The organism is Rhodococcus sp. NPDC056506 (assembly GCF_042794945.1).
GTDB lineage: Bacteria > Actinomycetota > Actinomycetes > Mycobacteriales > Mycobacteriaceae > Rhodococcus_F.
This window is the reverse complement of the sequence record NZ_JBHTSW010000006.1, coordinates 1-15,076: the sequence shown is the minus strand read 5'-3', so window position 1 is coordinate 15,076 and position 15,076 is coordinate 1. Positions and strand designations below refer to the sequence as shown.

Annotated in this window: 11 protein-coding genes; 5 read left to right on the top strand and 6 right to left on the bottom strand. The window is 63.2% G+C overall.

What is annotated here, in order from left to right:
- Positions 1 to 39 precede the first annotated feature (39 nt).
- The 3 genes from ACFQ6H_RS07795 to ACFQ6H_RS07785 form a co-directional block, all read right to left on the bottom strand.
- On the bottom strand, positions 40 to 2,073 hold the full coding sequence (locus ACFQ6H_RS07795; protein WP_378645166.1) for a prolyl oligopeptidase family serine peptidase: 2,034 nt from the start codon (positions 2,071 to 2,073) through the stop codon (positions 40 to 42).
- Between the two features lie 12 nt (positions 2,074 to 2,085).
- Complete coding sequence (locus ACFQ6H_RS07790) at positions 2,086 to 2,700, bottom strand: GNAT family N-acetyltransferase (RefSeq protein WP_378447853.1); 615 nt, start codon at positions 2,698 to 2,700, stop codon at positions 2,086 to 2,088.
- Positions 2,701 to 2,763: 63 nt separating this feature from the next.
- A complete protein-coding gene (locus ACFQ6H_RS07785) occupies positions 2,764 to 3,771 on the bottom strand; it encodes an iron-siderophore ABC transporter substrate-binding protein (RefSeq protein ID WP_378645163.1) in 1,008 nt (335 codons plus the stop codon).
- 120 nt (positions 3,772 to 3,891) lie between these two features.
- Here ACFQ6H_RS07785 and ACFQ6H_RS07780 point away from each other — a divergent pair, with 120 nt between their 5' ends.
- The gene (locus tag ACFQ6H_RS07780; RefSeq protein WP_378645161.1) at positions 3,892 to 6,201 is read left to right on the top strand and encodes an FdhF/YdeP family oxidoreductase; all 2,310 of its coding nucleotides are present in this window, start codon (positions 3,892 to 3,894) and stop codon (positions 6,199 to 6,201) included.
- A 1-nt stretch (position 6,202) separates the two neighbouring features.
- Positions 6,203 to 7,072 carry a formate dehydrogenase accessory sulfurtransferase FdhD gene (gene fdhD, locus ACFQ6H_RS07775; RefSeq protein WP_378645158.1) on the top strand — a complete coding sequence of 290 codons (870 nt, stop codon included), beginning with the start codon at positions 6,203 to 6,205 and terminating at the stop codon, positions 7,070 to 7,072.
- Here fdhD and ACFQ6H_RS07770 read toward each other — a convergent pair.
- From ACFQ6H_RS07770 to aroQ, 3 genes are read right to left on the bottom strand one after another with little or no spacing between them, the layout of a single operon-like run.
- The gene (locus ACFQ6H_RS07770; protein ID WP_378645155.1) at positions 7,023 to 8,936 is read right to left on the bottom strand and encodes a TIM barrel protein; all 1,914 of its coding nucleotides are present in this window, start codon (positions 8,934 to 8,936) and stop codon (positions 7,023 to 7,025) included. The genes fdhD and ACFQ6H_RS07770 overlap by 50 nt on opposite strands.
- On the bottom strand, positions 8,933 to 9,811 hold the full coding sequence (locus tag ACFQ6H_RS07765; protein ID WP_378645152.1) for a shikimate dehydrogenase: 879 nt from the start codon (positions 9,809 to 9,811) through the stop codon (positions 8,933 to 8,935). The genes ACFQ6H_RS07770 and ACFQ6H_RS07765 overlap by 4 nt, the downstream gene beginning before the upstream one ends.
- Positions 9,811 to 10,260 carry a type II 3-dehydroquinate dehydratase gene (gene aroQ, locus ACFQ6H_RS07760; RefSeq protein WP_378447847.1) on the bottom strand — a complete coding sequence of 150 codons (450 nt, stop codon included), beginning with the start codon at positions 10,258 to 10,260 and terminating at the stop codon, positions 9,811 to 9,813. The genes ACFQ6H_RS07765 and aroQ overlap by 1 nt, the downstream gene beginning before the upstream one ends.
- 126 nt (positions 10,261 to 10,386) lie before the next feature.
- Between aroQ and ACFQ6H_RS07755 the strand changes: the two genes are divergently transcribed.
- The 3 genes from ACFQ6H_RS07755 (at position 10,387) to ACFQ6H_RS07745 (ending at position 14,895) form a co-directional block, all read left to right on the top strand.
- The gene (locus ACFQ6H_RS07755; protein ID WP_378447846.1) at positions 10,387 to 11,061 is read left to right on the top strand and encodes a TetR/AcrR family transcriptional regulator; all 675 of its coding nucleotides are present in this window, start codon (positions 10,387 to 10,389) and stop codon (positions 11,059 to 11,061) included.
- Positions 11,062 to 11,132: 71 nt separating this feature from the next.
- Positions 11,133 to 13,355: a glycoside hydrolase family 3 C-terminal domain-containing protein gene (locus ACFQ6H_RS07750; RefSeq protein WP_378645149.1), complete on the top strand. Its 2,223-nt coding sequence runs from the start codon at positions 11,133 to 11,135 to the stop codon at positions 13,353 to 13,355.
- 202 nt (positions 13,356 to 13,557) lie between these two features.
- The gene (locus ACFQ6H_RS07745; RefSeq protein WP_378645147.1) at positions 13,558 to 14,895 is read left to right on the top strand and encodes an MFS transporter; all 1,338 of its coding nucleotides are present in this window, start codon (positions 13,558 to 13,560) and stop codon (positions 14,893 to 14,895) included.
- Positions 14,896 to 15,076 lie beyond the last annotated feature (181 nt).

The following is a 15,076-nucleotide window of genomic DNA, read 5'->3' as shown; positions in this document are numbered from 1 at the left end:
CCTCGTTCGGCTGTTGCGGCCGGACGAGGCACACGCAGTTCAGCCCAGAATTTCCGGAAGCGCGACATCTTCCCCGAGAATGTGCTCGGAGAGGAACGCGGTGACCACTTCGTACCAGATCTTGGTGTGCTGCGGCTTGAGCACCCAGTGATTCTCGTCCGGGAAGTACAGGAAGCGGTGGTCCGTTTTCCCGTGGTCGTCGGCCGGCAGACCTGACTCCGCAAGCAGTTCGTACCAGAGCCGCAAGCCCTCACCGATCGGAACCCGATAGTCCTTGTCGCCGTGGATCACCAGCATCGGCGTCGTGATATCTGCGACGTACAGATGCGGCGAGTTCTCGACGGCCATCTCGGGCGACATCTCGCGCTGCCAGTACCAGGCAGCGTCCGTGGTCGGGCCGAATTGGTCCAGTGCCCAGAGACTTGCGTGGGTGACGATCGCGTCGAAACGGTTGGTATGGCCGGCGATCCAGTTGGCCATGTAACCGCCGAACGAACCTCCCATCGCGCCTGTCCGCTTGGGGTCGATCTCGGGCTGCGCGACGGCAGCATCGGTGATCGCCATCAGATCGGTGAAAGGCGCCTTGCCCCACTGACCCCACCCGCGCTGAACGAAATCCTGGCCGTATCCGGTCGAGAGCGCGGGATCGGGCAGCAGTACTGCATAGCCCTTGGCGACGAGCAGCCACGGATTCCACCGCCAGGACCAGGTGTTCCACGAACCGAGGGGCCCGCCGTGGACCCAGAGAAGCAATGGCACCGGTGCATGCGGCGCGGCGCCGGTCGGCAGCGCCAACCAGCTACGCACTGTCGAACCGTCCTCGGCGCGCGCGGTGATCTCGGTCAGTGTTCCCGGCAGCTCCGGCAACGGGTCGGGTCCACGAAGTGCGGTGATCTCACCTGATCGAAGATCCACGCGTACCACGTGCGGGGGCGCTTCGTACGAAGCCCGCAGCGCGAAAATCGACTCGCCGTCCGGCGCCACTCGAACATCGGTGTACGCCGCGTCGTCGGCTGTCAGGCGAACCGGTTGGCCCCACAGGTCGATCGTGAAGATCGGACCGCGGCCGCCGTCGTCAGCGGTGACCACCAGCCCGGATCCGTCGGGTAGCCAGGCCAGGGAGGTGGGCCAGCGATCCCAGCCGTCGGCAACGCCGGTCACGGCACCGGATCCGAAGTCGTAGAGCTGCAGAGTCATTCGCGGCGCGGACTCCGGCGTGGTGAGAGTCTCCCGAATGAACGCGAGCTTGGTTCCGTCCGGCGAAAGCACCGGGTTGTAGACGTCCGCGTCGGCCTCGTCGACGAGGGTGGTTCGGTCGCCGGTCACCGTGTCGATCCGAACCAACGTGGATCGGCGGGCGGCACTCGGATCGCCGACAGTCCACGTCGTCACCACGAAGAGACCGTCGTCGGAGATCGTGGTCGACGTCTCTCGCAGCGACGCGCCTGCAGTTGGCGTGATGTCCCGCAATTCGACGGATTCCTTCGAATCCGTCTCAGCCACAACCAGATGTGGATGATCGGGGCCCAGGTCGTGGTCCCAGTGCCGCACCGGATAACCGGTGTGCAGCATCGCCGTGACCTTCTTGTCCTTGCGCGTCGATCGCACCTGATCGTCCTGGTCGAGACTGATCGCCGAAGCCATGACCGACGTCTGGGCCACGAACGTCGGCGCCGCCTTGGCCGCTGATACCGACGAGACGCCACCGGGACGTGAGATCAGCAGCTGAGCTTCTCCGCCGGCCGCAGGTAGGCGCCACAGTGCGGGTTGCGGGTCATTCTCGCCCGGCACCGCTCGCGTGGCGGTGAAGAGCACGTCGCCGTCGAACGCGAAGGCAGCACCGGACTCGCTGGTCGAACCCCAGGTCAACCGACGCGCAGGACGTCGACCTTCCGGGTCGATCTCCCACAACGAGGACACGTATTCGGCGCTCTTGTCGTCGAGAACTGCGCGCGCGCAGATGAGCAGCGAGCCGTCTGGTGACAACACCAGGCCGGACAACCTGGCCAGAGCGATGTAGTCGTCGAGTTCGTCGAACGCTGTGCCTGCGTGGAGCTCGGGAATCTGGGTCACCACTAGTTGGTATCACGCGCCCCGCGGTTGACGCATCATTGCGTAGATCGTCGGCCCGCCGCCCGGCATGACGATGTCGCGGGTCACTTCGAAACCGAAGCGGTTGTAGTACGGGATGTTCGATTCCTTGCTGCTCTCGAGGTAAGCGTCGACATGTTCACGGTCGCAACGCTCCAACCGGGAGTTCAGCAGCGCTTTGCCGTATCCCCCACCTCGAGCTGCACTTCCGGTCCCGACAGTCGCGAGATACCAGTGCGGCGAATTCGGATGTGCTCCTTCGAGAACGGAGCTGACCTCGGCCGCATGTCGCAATCCGCTGCCGAAGACACGCACCATTGCGGGCAAGCTCATGAGCCCGGAGATCCACGACTGCTTCCATCGCCCCGGCGGATCCCACAGAGTTGCCCCGCCGATCACGCCGTTGTCATCGGTGGCCACCTCGACACCGCCACCGGCGAGGTGGTGGTAACGAGCTTCTGCGGCAAACAGTTTCGTCAGACGATCAGCCCTGGTGGCTTCGTTCGGCAACATCCACGCCATCAAGGGATCGTCCTCGAACGCCTCGGCCAACACCGCCGACAGTGCCGGAACATCGGATCGGACAGCCGGCCGCACGTGTACACCCATGAGGCGAGAGTACCGCCGACTGTCCGAATCCCCGGTGCTTGAACCGAGCTGTCCGTGAACCGATCAGACGAGCAAGCCCGCAATCCGCGGCGGAATCTGTTCGAGCGCGTACGGCAGGCTCAGTACGGTGCTCCACGTCATGGCTTCGGCAGCAGCGTCTTCCAGGATGATCGCGCGGCCGTCCTTCACGACGTCGAGTTCCTGGTAGATCGGGGTCTTGTCCAATTCCGCGCGAAGCTTGTCGCCGTAACCACCACCGGCGTACCAGACGAGTACGTCGACGTCGGCAAGAGAGAGTTGCTCGGTGCTGATCTCGGCGAAGTTACCCGTGATCTGATCGGTGACAGGCGGATTCACGAATCCGAGTTCGGTGAAGAACCGCACCTTGGGGTCTTCCGGTCCGTAGACCCCGAACTGCCCCGGCCCCTTCAACGCGCCAACCAGAACAGTCTTGCCCGCAAACGCCGGATTGGCCGTCTTCACGTCGGCGAACTTCTCCTCGACGCCGGCGATCAGTTCGGTGGCCTTTCCCTGCTGCCCCAATGCCTCGCCGATGACGGTCGTCTGGTCCTGCCAGGGGATTCCGTAATCCGCGAACTCCTTCGGCTGTGCCACTGTCGGCGCGATGGCACTGAGCTTGTCGTACTGCGCCTGAGTGAGCCCGGAGTAGGTGCCCACAATGAGGTCGGGTGTCACGGAGGCGACCTTCTCGATCTGAATGGTGGTGCCCGCGGTTCCGATGATCTCCGGAGTCGACCCGTTCAGCAGAGGTTGCGCCCACGGCCACACACCCGAGGGGTAGTCGCCGTACCAGTCGAAGGTTCCGACCAAGGTCCCGCCGAGCGCGAGAATCGCATCCTGATCGTTGTATCCGACACTGACGATCCGCTGCGGGTCCTTGGGCAGTTCGGTGGTACCGAACTTGTGAGTGACCGATCCCGCAGTATCACCGCTGGGGGGTGTGTCCTCGTCGTTCGAACTGGAGCAGGCTGCGGCGAATGCCAGCAACGCTCCCGACGTGCCGATCAGAAATCCGCGCCGGGTCAGCCGACCTGCGTCCGTTCGATCCATGTTCTTGCCCCTTAAGTCCGCTGGTTCGGTAGGTAAGGCTAGCCGATGAATGTCGCATTCCGGCGAGTTCGACCGGGCCATTCGATGGCAGTACCGGCTCGTTCGGGCCACTATGGAGACATGACGCGCCAGGGCCCCTCGAAAGACATCGACGAATCGGATCTCGAAGTCACGCATCCCAAGGACTACGCCGCCGGAGTACCGGCCGTCCTGGTGTCGCTGCAACGCGGAATCGAGCAGATGGGGGCCTTACGGACCGCCCGAACGCTCACCAGGCTCAACCAGCGTCACGGCTTCGACTGCCCGGGGTGCGCATGGCCGGAGACTCCCGGACATCGCAAGCCCGCCGAGTTCTGCGAGAACGGCGCGAAGGCTGTTGCCGAGGAAGCAACGCTTCGCACCGTCACACCCGAGTTCTTCGCGGAGCACTCGATCTCCGACCTCGAAGGCAAGACCGATTACTGGCTCGGGCAGCAGGGCCGACTGACGCACCCGATGGTTCTGACGCCGGGCGCAACCCACTATCAGCCGATCGACTGGGACGGCGCGTACGCACTGATCGCCGAACATCTGAACGGCCTCGCGTCGCCGGACGAGGCGGTGTTCTACACCTCCGGTCGCACTTCCAACGAAGCAGCTTTTCTCTACCAGTTGATGATTCGGAGCTACGGCACCAACAACATGCCCGACTGTTCCAACATGTGTCACGAATCGTCCGGGAGCGCACTGACCGAATCCATCGGCATCGGCAAAGGTTCGGTGACCGTCCCCGACCTCGAGAACGCCGATCTCATCCTCATCGCCGGGCAGAATCCCGGCACCAACCACCCTCGAATGCTCTCGACGCTGGAGAAGGCAAAGGGCAACGGCGCCAAGATCATTGCCATCAATCCCCTGCCCGAAGCGGGATTGCGACGGTTCAAGGATCCACAGAAGGTGTCCGGCGTGATCGGGCACGGAGTCGAGATCGCGGACGAGTTCCTGCAGATCCGGCTGGGCGGAGACATGGCGCTGTTCCAGGGCCTGGGGAAGCTGCTGCTCGAACAGGAAGATCGCGCTCCCGGCACCGTCGTCGATCGCGCATTCGTCGACCGGTACTGCGCCGGTTGGGACGAGTACGAGAAGCACATCCGCGCAGTCGATCTCGACACCGTGATCGAAGCGACGGGCCTGTCGATGACGCAACTCGAGGAAACAGCCGCCGCCCTGGTCCGATCCGAACGAACAGTCACCTGCTGGGCCATGGGCATCACTCAGCACACACACGGAGTTGCCACCATCGAGGAAGCGGTCAACCTGTTGCTCATGCGCGGGATGATGGGCAAACCAGGTGCAGGCGTCTGCCCCGTGCGAGGACACTCCAACGTCCAGGGTGACCGCACGATGGGCATCTGGGAGAAGATGCCGGAAGAGTTCCTGGCCGCGCTCGACACCGAGTTCTCGATCTCGAGCCCACGCAAGCACGGTTGGGACACCGTCGACGCGATCCGCGCCATGAACGCCGGCAAGGCAAGCTTCTTCATGGCGATGGGCGGCAACTTCATCCAGGCCAGCCCGGACACTGCGGCCACCGAAACGGCATTGCGCCAGTGCGAACTCACCGTGCAGGTTTCCACCAAGCTGAATCGCAGTCACGTGGTCCACGGGCAGACCGCGATCATCCTCCCCACCCTCGGACGCACCGACCTCGACGTCCAAGCCGGCGGAAAGCAGCTTGTCTCCGTGGAGGATTCGATGTCCATGGTGCACCTGTCCCGCGGACGCCTCACACCGGTCAGCCCCTACCTGCGCAGTGAAGTCGCCATCATCTGCCAACTCGCCCGCGAACTACTCGGCAGCGATCACTCCGTCCGCTGGTCGGCTTTCGAGGGCAACTACGACCTGATTCGCGATTCCATCTCGCGGGTGGTGCCAGGCTGCGAAAACTACAACACCCGCGTCCGTGAGCCCGACGGATTCCAACTCCCCCACCCACCACGTGACTCGCGCGAATTCCGCACGCACACCGGCAAAGCCAATTTCGGCGTGAACGACCTGCACTGGATACCCACCCCTCGCGGCCGTCTGATTCTGCAGACCATGCGAAGCCACGACCAGTACAACACCACGATCTACGGCCTCGACGACAGATACCGCGGCATCAAGGGTGGACGCAAAGTCATCCTCGTCAATGCCGAAGACATCACGGCGCTCGGATTCCGCGACGGCGATCTGGTCGACATCGTGTCCGAGTGGACAACCCCAGACGGCACTCTCGAAGAGCGTCGGGTCACGGAGTTCCGCATCGTCTCCTACGACACCCCACGCGGAAATGCGGCGGCGTACTACCCCGAGACGAATCCCCTCGTTCCCCTCGAACACGTTGCAGCCAAGTCGAACACACCGGTCTCGAAGGCAGTCACCGTTCGACTCGAAGCTTCAGGCGTCTGAGATGGGACGAGTCACCACACGAACACCGGTCGTTCGAATCTCGGGCGATCGGGTCGTCACGCGCCCCGACACGCTGGCCGTCGAGGAACCACTCGAAATGAGGGTCGGCGGCCAGGTGCTGGCCGTGACGATGCGAACACCCGGCAACGACGTCGACCTCGTACACGGATTTCTCCTCAGCGAAGGCGTCATCGCCACCCGCGACGACGTGAGCGTCGTCCGCTACTGCGACGGCGTCGACGACACCGGTGCGAACACGTACAACGTCCTCGACATCGCTCTCGCTCCCGGAGTGCCGTTGCCCGATCACACCACCGACCGCAACACCGTGGTCAGTTCCGCGTGCGGAGTGTGCGGCAAGACCTCACTCGACGCCGTCCGGACCACGACGCGTCATCCGTTGGTCGGTGACACCACTTCCGTCACCTCCACCACCCTGTCGGCCATGCCGGTCACGCTGCGGGAGAGCCAACGGATCTTCGAACGCACCGGCGGCCTGCACGCGGCCGGATTGTTCACCGCCACCGGCGAACTCCTGGCACTGCGCGAGGACGTCGGCCGTCACAACGCCGTCGACAAGGTGATCGGGTGGGCAATCACCGACGGCCGAGTGCCCCTCTACGACACGATCTTGATCGTCAGCGGTCGGGCGTCGTTCGAACTCGTCCAGAAGGCCGTCATGGCCGGCATTCCGATCCTCGGAGCCGTCTCCGCGCCGTCCTCACTGGCGGTGGAACTAGCGCAGGAGTCCGGGCTGACTCTCGCCGGTTTCATCCGCGGCGATTCGATGAACGTCTACTCACACCCGCACCGAGTCGAGGTCACGTCGAACTCGCACGCAACTGAGCCGACAGTCGCACAGCGGAGTTGACCTCCCCGTAGCCCTCGTACCCACCCACTCGCTGCACGACCTCGAAGAACAGGTCTCCCCCGACGGTCGGGGTGAACAGGTGGAAGAACTCGCCGTGAGCGTCCGCGTCGTAAAGGATTCCGGCGCTGCGCATACGGTCGAGCAGTTCGGCATTCAGTCCGAAACGCGCGTCGAGATCGTCGTAGTAGTTCGGGGAAATAGGTAGCGGCACAAAGCCCCAGTCCTGCATCGACGCGGCAGCACCGAAGATATTCTCACACGCGAACGCGACGTGACTGACGCCGCCGCGGCGAACAGTCGGCAGCCCGCTTCGACTGCCCTCCACCATGTTCAGCGAGATGCGCAGGGCCTGTCCGTCGCCGTCTTGAACGAGCGTGAGCGCCTGGCTCCGCATGAGGCCGACGGAATCGGTGACGTCCTGCCCCTCGTGCGGGTGCATCTCGAACACCGACCGCAGGAGCAGCATGATGCCGTCCCAGCTCTCGGCCGGAACTGCAAGCGCCACATGGTCGATCCCGGTGAACACTGCGCCCTGTTCACGATTGCGCTCGGCGGGTAGCGGATAGATCTCGAATGCCGATTCCCACGCCGCAGCACTGCCAGGGCCACGAAGGTCGATCGACGTCGCGTCGGTGACCTTCAGACGTACGACGTCCGGTACCTCGGAGTTCTCGTCGCTCGATCCCGGCAACTGCACTCGCGTCGCCGGCACTTCGAGAGCCAGCGCTCGCTCACCCCACACTTCGGGTTCGGTTGCCCGGATGCCGATCTGAGTCAGAACCGGTAGATCCGCAGGCAGCCCGGGCGCCGTCCACACCGTACCCGCAGTCGCGTCCACGGCAACGGTGAGCGATCCGTGCCGCCACAACTGCAAATCGTGGTCGTGGTGCCGCCCGAGAAGGTGAAAACCTAGGCGGGAGAGCATCGTGTGCACCTGGTCCTGCTTAGCTGGTCCCGCCGCGATTCGCAGAGACACGATTCCTTCGAGCGGCGTGCGCTCCGGGGCGGTGAACAGCGTGGGTCCACCGGCGGCCGGGTTCGCGGCAGCGACCTGTTCTTCGAGGTGGAGCAGCGACCGATGAGCGTCGATTGCCGTTCGCTGGGTGTCGGCGCGACGGAATACGTCGTTGAAGATCTCGAGGGACCACGGTCCGTCGTAGCCCGTGGCGTAGACGTGCTGAGCGAAAGCACTCAGATCGAAACTGCCCTGCCCCGGGAAGTTTCGGTGGTGCCGGCTCCACTGCAGGATGTCCATCGCCAAGAACGGTGCGTCCGCCAACTGGAGGAAGAAAATCTTCTCGCCCGGAATCTCGCGAATTCCGGCGGGATCGTCACCGCGCGAGAGGATGTGGAAGCTGTCCAGACAGGTTCCGAGTGAAGGATGGTCGATCCCTTCGACGATCTTCCATGCGTGGCCGTAGGTGTTGACGTGGGCTCCCCACGCGAGCGCCTCGTAGGCAACTTTCTTGTCGTGCTCGGACGCCAATTCGGCGAGAGCTCCGAACTGTTCTGTCAACTGACCGTCGTCGTGACTCGCGGTCGGTAGGGGCGAGGAGCACACCAGGAGCGTCTCGCATCCCAGCTGATCCATCAGCTCGAATTTGCGTTGCACTCGAACAAGATTCCGAGCAAATTGACGTTCGTCCACCGTGTCGAAGTCACGGAACGGCTGATACAGATCGAGGGTGAGCCCCAGATCCGCTGCCCTCGTTCGCAATTCCTTCGGGGACCACGGCGAAGCAACAAAATCCGGCTCGAACACCTCGAAGCCGTCGAAGCCGGCGGCCGCGATGGCGTCGAGCTTCTCCTCGAGAGTGCCGCTCAGCGATACCGTCGCGATCGACGTCCGAACCGGGGCACTCACAGCGCTGCCGCAGTCTGTTCGCCGTGCACCAGTTCGGTCATGTGAGCGAGCATCCGCTTGCTGTCAGGCTCGATGCCCGTGAAGATCCGGAATGCGTCGACGGCCTGGAAGACTGTCATCCCGCCTCCGCTGAGCGTCGGCGCGCCGATCAACCTGGCCTGACGCAACAGTTCCGTTTCGAGCGGGCGGTAGACGATTTCCGCCACCCACAGATCAGGGCGGAGCAGATCCGGGGAGAAGGCCATTCCGGGATGGGCCGCCATTCCCATCGGTGTCGCGTGGATCAATCCGTGTGCGTTGCCGAGCGCTTCGGCGAGGTCGCTCGTGTGCCGCGCCTGGACTACCTGCGCCGGGAACTGCCGCGAGAAGGAATCCGCGAGTTCTTCCGCGCGAGCCAGGCTCGAATCGACCAACGTCAGCGTCCCGACACCGCGGGTGAGCGCGGCATAGGCAACCGCCGCACCTGCTCCGCCCGCACCGAGCTGCACGACGCGATCGAGCTGCGCACCGGGTAGTCCCTCGTCGAAATTCCGTCCGAAGCCCGACCAATCGGTGTTGTGTCCGATCGCCTTGCCGGAGTCGAAGAGGACCGTGTTCACTGCGCCGAGTTTGTCTGCGTCCGGCGAGAGCTCGTCGAGGTGCTCGATCACCAACTGCTTGCACGGGTGAGTGATGTTGAGGCCGCGGAACCCGAAACGTCGTGCATAGGTGAGAAGTTCACCGATGTCCGACGGCGCCATCCCCATCGCGTCGAGATCGAGGATGCGGTACACGTACGGCAGGCCCTGTCTGCGCCCTTCTTCCTCGTGCATGATCGGAGTCAAGGAGGCTCCGATGCCGGTGCCGATCAGACCGCAGAGGATCGAATCACTCATCAGTTCTTCCCTTCTCGAATGCAGACGAATTCGACTGCGGCGCTGTAACCGTCGATCCCCAACCCGCAGATGACCGCGTCGGCGATCCCGGACACGTAGGAGTGGTGACGGAATTCTTCGCGGCCGTGGATGTTGCTGATGTGCACCTCCACCACGGGGGCGTCGAGTGTGACCAGTGCGTCTCGCAACGCAACGGAGGTATGCGAATACCCACCGGGATTGATGACGATGCCCGCGACTCTGCCTCTGGCCTCGTGGATCCAATCGATCAGTTGACCCTCGTGGTTCGACTGCTTTGCTTCGACCACCGCTCCGAACTTCTGGGCCGCAACTTCGCAGCGGGAAACGACGTCGTCCAGGGTGTCCGTCCCGTAGAACTCCGGTTGCCGCTGGCCCAACAAATTCAAGTTGGGTCCGTTGAGGACCAGAACCGGCAGAGATGGAGTCATCAGGGCACCTCGGTGTCGACGTTCGAAGCTAATGTACGAACTAGTGAGTTAGTTCACTGGACGTTACTCCCCCGACGCGAACTCGACAAGCAAAGTCGACAAACTCCTGACAGATAGAGTGAGCACATGGTTTCCGAGCAGTCAGTGAACTCCGTGGCGTCGAAGCCGGAGAAGCGACGCCGAAACAGTGATCTGACCAGGGTGAACATCATCGCCGTCGCCACCGAGGAGTTTGCCGACAAGGGCTTCGCCGGCGCCCGGGTGGACGAGATCGCAACCAAGACGCACACCACCAAGCGGATGATCTACTACTACTTCACCGACAAGGAAGGACTGTACAAATCAGTCCTCGAACACGCGTACAGCGTGATTCGTGCGCAGGAGCGTGAACTCGACCTCGAGGGATTGAACCCCACCGCAGCGGTGCGCGCCTTGGCCGAACTGACCTTCGACCACCACGAACAGCACCCGAACTTCATTCGGCTGGTGGCCAACGAGAACATGCTCCGCGGCGAGCACATCGAGAAATCCGAGTTGCTCAGCGGCCTCGGCGCACCCGCCGCCGACCTGGTCTCGCAGATCCTCCACGACGGGCAGCACGCAGGGGTATTCCGATCCGACGTCGATGCTCTCGATATTCACATGTTGATCAGCAGTTACTGCGTCTTCCGCATCGCCAACCGGTACACGTTCAAAGCGCTCTTCGACCGTGATCTGACCGACTCGACTCATCGCGAACATCTCCGAACGATGCTCGGCGACATGGTTGTTGCGTTCCTGACCTCACCGACGCCGTCCTGACCCACCCCGAAGTCCGAAAAATCCCCCTACGGTGGTGAGTGGAACTCACAGCTGCCACCGGGAGGAATGACGTGACCGAGAACTACGTAGACGGGCTTTCACTCGAGGAGAAGGCGTCGTTGACGTCCGGCTCGGACTTCTGGCACAGCCAGTCCGTTGCCGGAATCGAGTCGATATTGCTGACCGACGGTCCGCACGGAGTCCGGAAACAACCCGAGGGTGGCGACGCACTCGGACTCGGCCACAGCATTCCCGCGACGTGTTTTCCACCGGCAGTCGGGTTGGGCTCGTCGTGGAACCTCGACCTCATCCGCCGGGTCGGTGAGGCTCTGGGCGACGAAGCCAAAGCCGAACAGGTCTCGGTTCTCCTCGGTCCCGGTATCAACATCAAACGATCCCCGTTGTGCGGCCGGAATTTCGAGTACGTCTCCGAGGACCCATTCCTCTCCGGCCGCGTCGCGGCAGCGCTGATCACCGGCATCCAGTCTCGCGGCGTCGGAACCTCGCTCAAGCACTTCGCTGCCAACAACCAAGAGCACGACCGGATGAGAGTCAGCGCCGACGTCGACGAACGGACGCTGCGCGAGATCTATCTGGCCGGATTCGAGTACGCCGTCAAGACCGCGGCCCCGACGACGGTCATGTGCTCGTACAACAAGATCAACGGTGTGTACTCGAGCCAGAACCATTGGCTGCTCACCGAGGTGCTCCGCGAGCAGTGGGGCTTCGACGGACTCGTCGTTTCGGACTGGGGAGCGGTCAACGATCGCGTGGCGGCACTCGCCGCCGGCCTCGATCTGGAAATGCCGCCGACCGGAACCGATACCCAGATCGTCGACGCCGTGCGCGGCGGAGACTTGGACGAATCCGTACTCAACGCTGCAGCCGAACGCCTGTCGACGCTGGTGAAACGCACCGCCGCCGCACGCACCGAAGGCCACACGTACGACATCGCACGTCACCACGAGTTGGCTCGGACCGCGGCGGCGGAGTCCGCGGTTCTCCTTGCGAACGACGGCGAATTACTGCCGCTCACGCCCGGCGGGCAAACCGTCGCGGTGATCGGCGAATTCGCGTGCAGCCCGCGATATCAAGGTGCAGGCAGTTCACAGGTGGTTCCGACCCGGCTCGACAATGCCTTGGACGCGATCCTCGACCTCGAAGGCGCCGACCGAGTCACCTTCGCACCGGGCTTCACCTTCGACGGCACTCCGGACAGCGACATGGTCACCGAGGCTGTCGACGCTGCGCGCCGCGCTGACGTCGCCGTGCTCTTCCTCGGACTACCGTCCGCCGCCGAATCCGAAGGGTTCGACCGAACCGACATCGAGTTGCCCGCCGACCAGATTGCCCTGTTGGAAGCGGTGCACGGTGCGAACCCGAACACCGTCGTCGTGCTCTCCAACGGCGGCGTGATTTCGATCGAGCCTTGGAAGGATCATGCCGCCGCAATCCTCGAGGGTTGGCTACTCGGCCAGGCCGGCGGCTCTGCGATCGCCGATCTGCTGTTCGGCATCACCAATCCGTCCGGTCGACTCACGGAGACCATTCCGCTTCGGCTCCAAGACAATCCGTCGTTTCTGCATTTCCCCGGATCACAGCAGCACGTGCGATACGGCGAAGGACTGTACGTCGGGTACCGCTACTACGACTCCGCGCTGCGTGAGGTGGCGTACCCGTTCGGATTCGGGCTGAGCTACACCACCTTCGACATCACCGACACTGCTGTCGACGCCGGCAAGAACTCCGCCGACGTGACCGTCACCGTGCGCAACAGCGGCGATCGAGCGGGCAGCACCGTCGTTCAGGTCTACGTTCACGACGCCTCGGAAGGCGTCGACCGTCCCGCGCAGGAATTGAAGGGGTTTGCCAAGGTCCACCTCGACCCCGACGAATCTGCGCCTGTGACCATCACGCTCGATACCAAGGCATTTGCCTACTGGTCCATATCGGCGCAGGACTGGGCGATCGAACCCGGCGACTACGAGATCCGCGTCGGCTTCTCGTCTCGGGACATCGCGACCACCGACACGATCACTCTGGCCGGAAACGTCGGCGCCGGCACGCTCGACGCCATGTCGACGATCGGTGAATGGCTCGCCCATCCCGTCGGCAGTGCCGTTCTCGGCGCCGCCATGTCTGCCGCGGCAGGCGAAGGTGCGCAGTCGGTCAGCCCCGAAATGATGGCGCTCGCCGGTTCGATGCCGCTCGGAAAGCTCGCCACCTTCGGCCTCGGGATCACCGAGGAACAGGTGGAGCAGTTGGTGGCGGCCGCAGCGCAACCGGCCTCCTGACCCCCTGAACTGCAGTTTCGACGTGTGATGTGTCCGCCGGTAGATTTTTATGAACTATTTGGTTAATAATCTTGTGTAGTTGCTGTGGCGTCGGTTACATTCCTTGTATCGCTCTCCGCACAGACGTTCTCAATACGAACACCGTTACGAACACAGTCAGCGGATGTAGAGCCTCCACGACGCTTCCACCCAGGAGATGAGCATGTCAGCTAGCACGGTTACACCGTCCGGCCCCGAGGCGGGATCCTTGGCCAGGCCGGACACGACCAAGGTCAAGCGCGCCGCAACGTCGTCGTTTCTCGGCAGCATGCTCGAGTACTACGACTTCTACATCTACGCCTCCGCCGCCGCGCTCATCTTCCCCACGGTGTTCTTCCCGGACAGCGGACATGCGGCACTGCTTTCGCTCGCCACATTCGGTGTCGCGTACGTCGCGCGCCCCCTCGGCGCAGTGGTCCTCGGTCATTTCGGTGACCGCGTCGGCCGCAAGAAGATCATGCTGCTCACGCTCATTCTGATGGGTGCAGCCACCTTCCTCATCGGATGTATTCCCAGCGCCGATTCGATCGGAGTTTTTGCACCGATACTTCTGGTCCTGATGAGAATCGCTCAAGGAATCTCCGCCGCGGGCGAACAGAGCGGTGCCAGCTCGCTGACCCTCGAGCATGCCCCCGAAGGTCGACGCGCGTTCTTCTGCAGTTGGATCCTCAACGGCACCCAGGCCGGCTTCATCCTCGCCAGCCTCGTATTCCTGCCCATCGCTGCACTCCCCGACGACATTCTCTACACGTGGGGCTGGCGAATCCCGTTCTGGGGCAGCCTGATCGTTCTGGTGGCGGCATACATCATGCGTCTCAAGCTCGAAGAGCCCGAAGAGTTCACCGAGCAGCAGGAATCCAAGACCGTCGCCAAATTGCCTGTCGCCGATCTTCTTCGCACCCACAGCGCAAATCTGATTCGCGTGATCTGCTGCGCTTTCATCGCCGTCGTCTCGACCATCTTCTCCGTCTTCGGACTCGCCTTCGCCACCACCGAAGAAGTGGGGATTCCGAAATCGACCATGCTCTGGGTTGCCATCGCAGCCAACGCCGTGGCATTGCTCAGTCAGCCCGCCTGGGCGATGCTCTCCGACCGAATCGGTCGCAGGCCGCTGTTCATCGGCGGCGCCCTCGGTAGCGCCGTGTTCATCTACGTGTACTTCGGCGCAATCGCCAGCGGCAACGTTCCCCTGATCTTCCTCGCCGCAATCGGATTGATGTCCGTCTTCTACGCAGCCCCGAACGCCATCTGGCCGTCGTTCTACTCCGAGATGTTCAACACCAAGGTCCGCTACTCGGGCATCGCAATCGGAACCCAGGTCGGCTTCGCCCTCGCAGGCTTTGCCCCCGCCATCGGCAACGCCCTCATGGGCGGCGACAAGACACACTGGATGCCCGTCGCCATTCTGACTTCGGTGGCGTGCGTCATCTGCGCGATCTCGGCGTTCACCGCCAAGGAGACGTTCCGCACTCCCCTCAAGGAACTCGGCAACCCGATCTAGCCGAATACCCGACAGACATCCTGCACGAACGACTGTGGCCCGGCATCTCGCGAGAGATGCCGGGCCACAGTCGTTTAAGAGTTTCTAAGCCGTCTTTTAGCGACGCTAGCCCCCTTAGGGCGTAAGCGGGACCCTGGTCGGGAGTACGTTTTGGTTGAAGGTCTCCGCGGGGACAACCACC

Excerpts from the sequence above, each read along its gene's own strand:
- fdhD (WP_378645158.1), top strand. The coding sequence starts at position 6,203 with ATGGGACGAGTCACCACACGAACACCGGTCGTTCGAATCTCGGGCGAT.
- aroQ (WP_378447847.1), bottom strand. The coding sequence starts at position 10,260 with ATGACTCCATCTCTGCCGGTTCTGGTCCTCAACGGACCCAACTTGAAT.
- ACFQ6H_RS07765 (WP_378645152.1), bottom strand. The coding sequence starts at position 9,811 with ATGAGTGATTCGATCCTCTGCGGTCTGATCGGCACCGGCATCGGAGCC.
- ACFQ6H_RS07745 (WP_378645147.1), top strand. The coding sequence starts at position 13,558 with ATGTCAGCTAGCACGGTTACACCGTCCGGCCCCGAGGCGGGATCCTTG.
- ACFQ6H_RS07790 (WP_378447853.1), bottom strand. The coding sequence starts at position 2,700 with ATGGGTGTACACGTGCGGCCGGCTGTCCGATCCGATGTTCCGGCACTG.
- ACFQ6H_RS07785 (WP_378645163.1), bottom strand. The coding sequence starts at position 3,771 with ATGGATCGAACGGACGCAGGTCGGCTGACCCGGCGCGGATTTCTGATC.
- ACFQ6H_RS07780 (WP_378645161.1), top strand. The coding sequence starts at position 3,892 with ATGACGCGCCAGGGCCCCTCGAAAGACATCGACGAATCGGATCTCGAA.
- ACFQ6H_RS07755 (WP_378447846.1), top strand. The coding sequence starts at position 10,387 with ATGGTTTCCGAGCAGTCAGTGAACTCCGTGGCGTCGAAGCCGGAGAAG.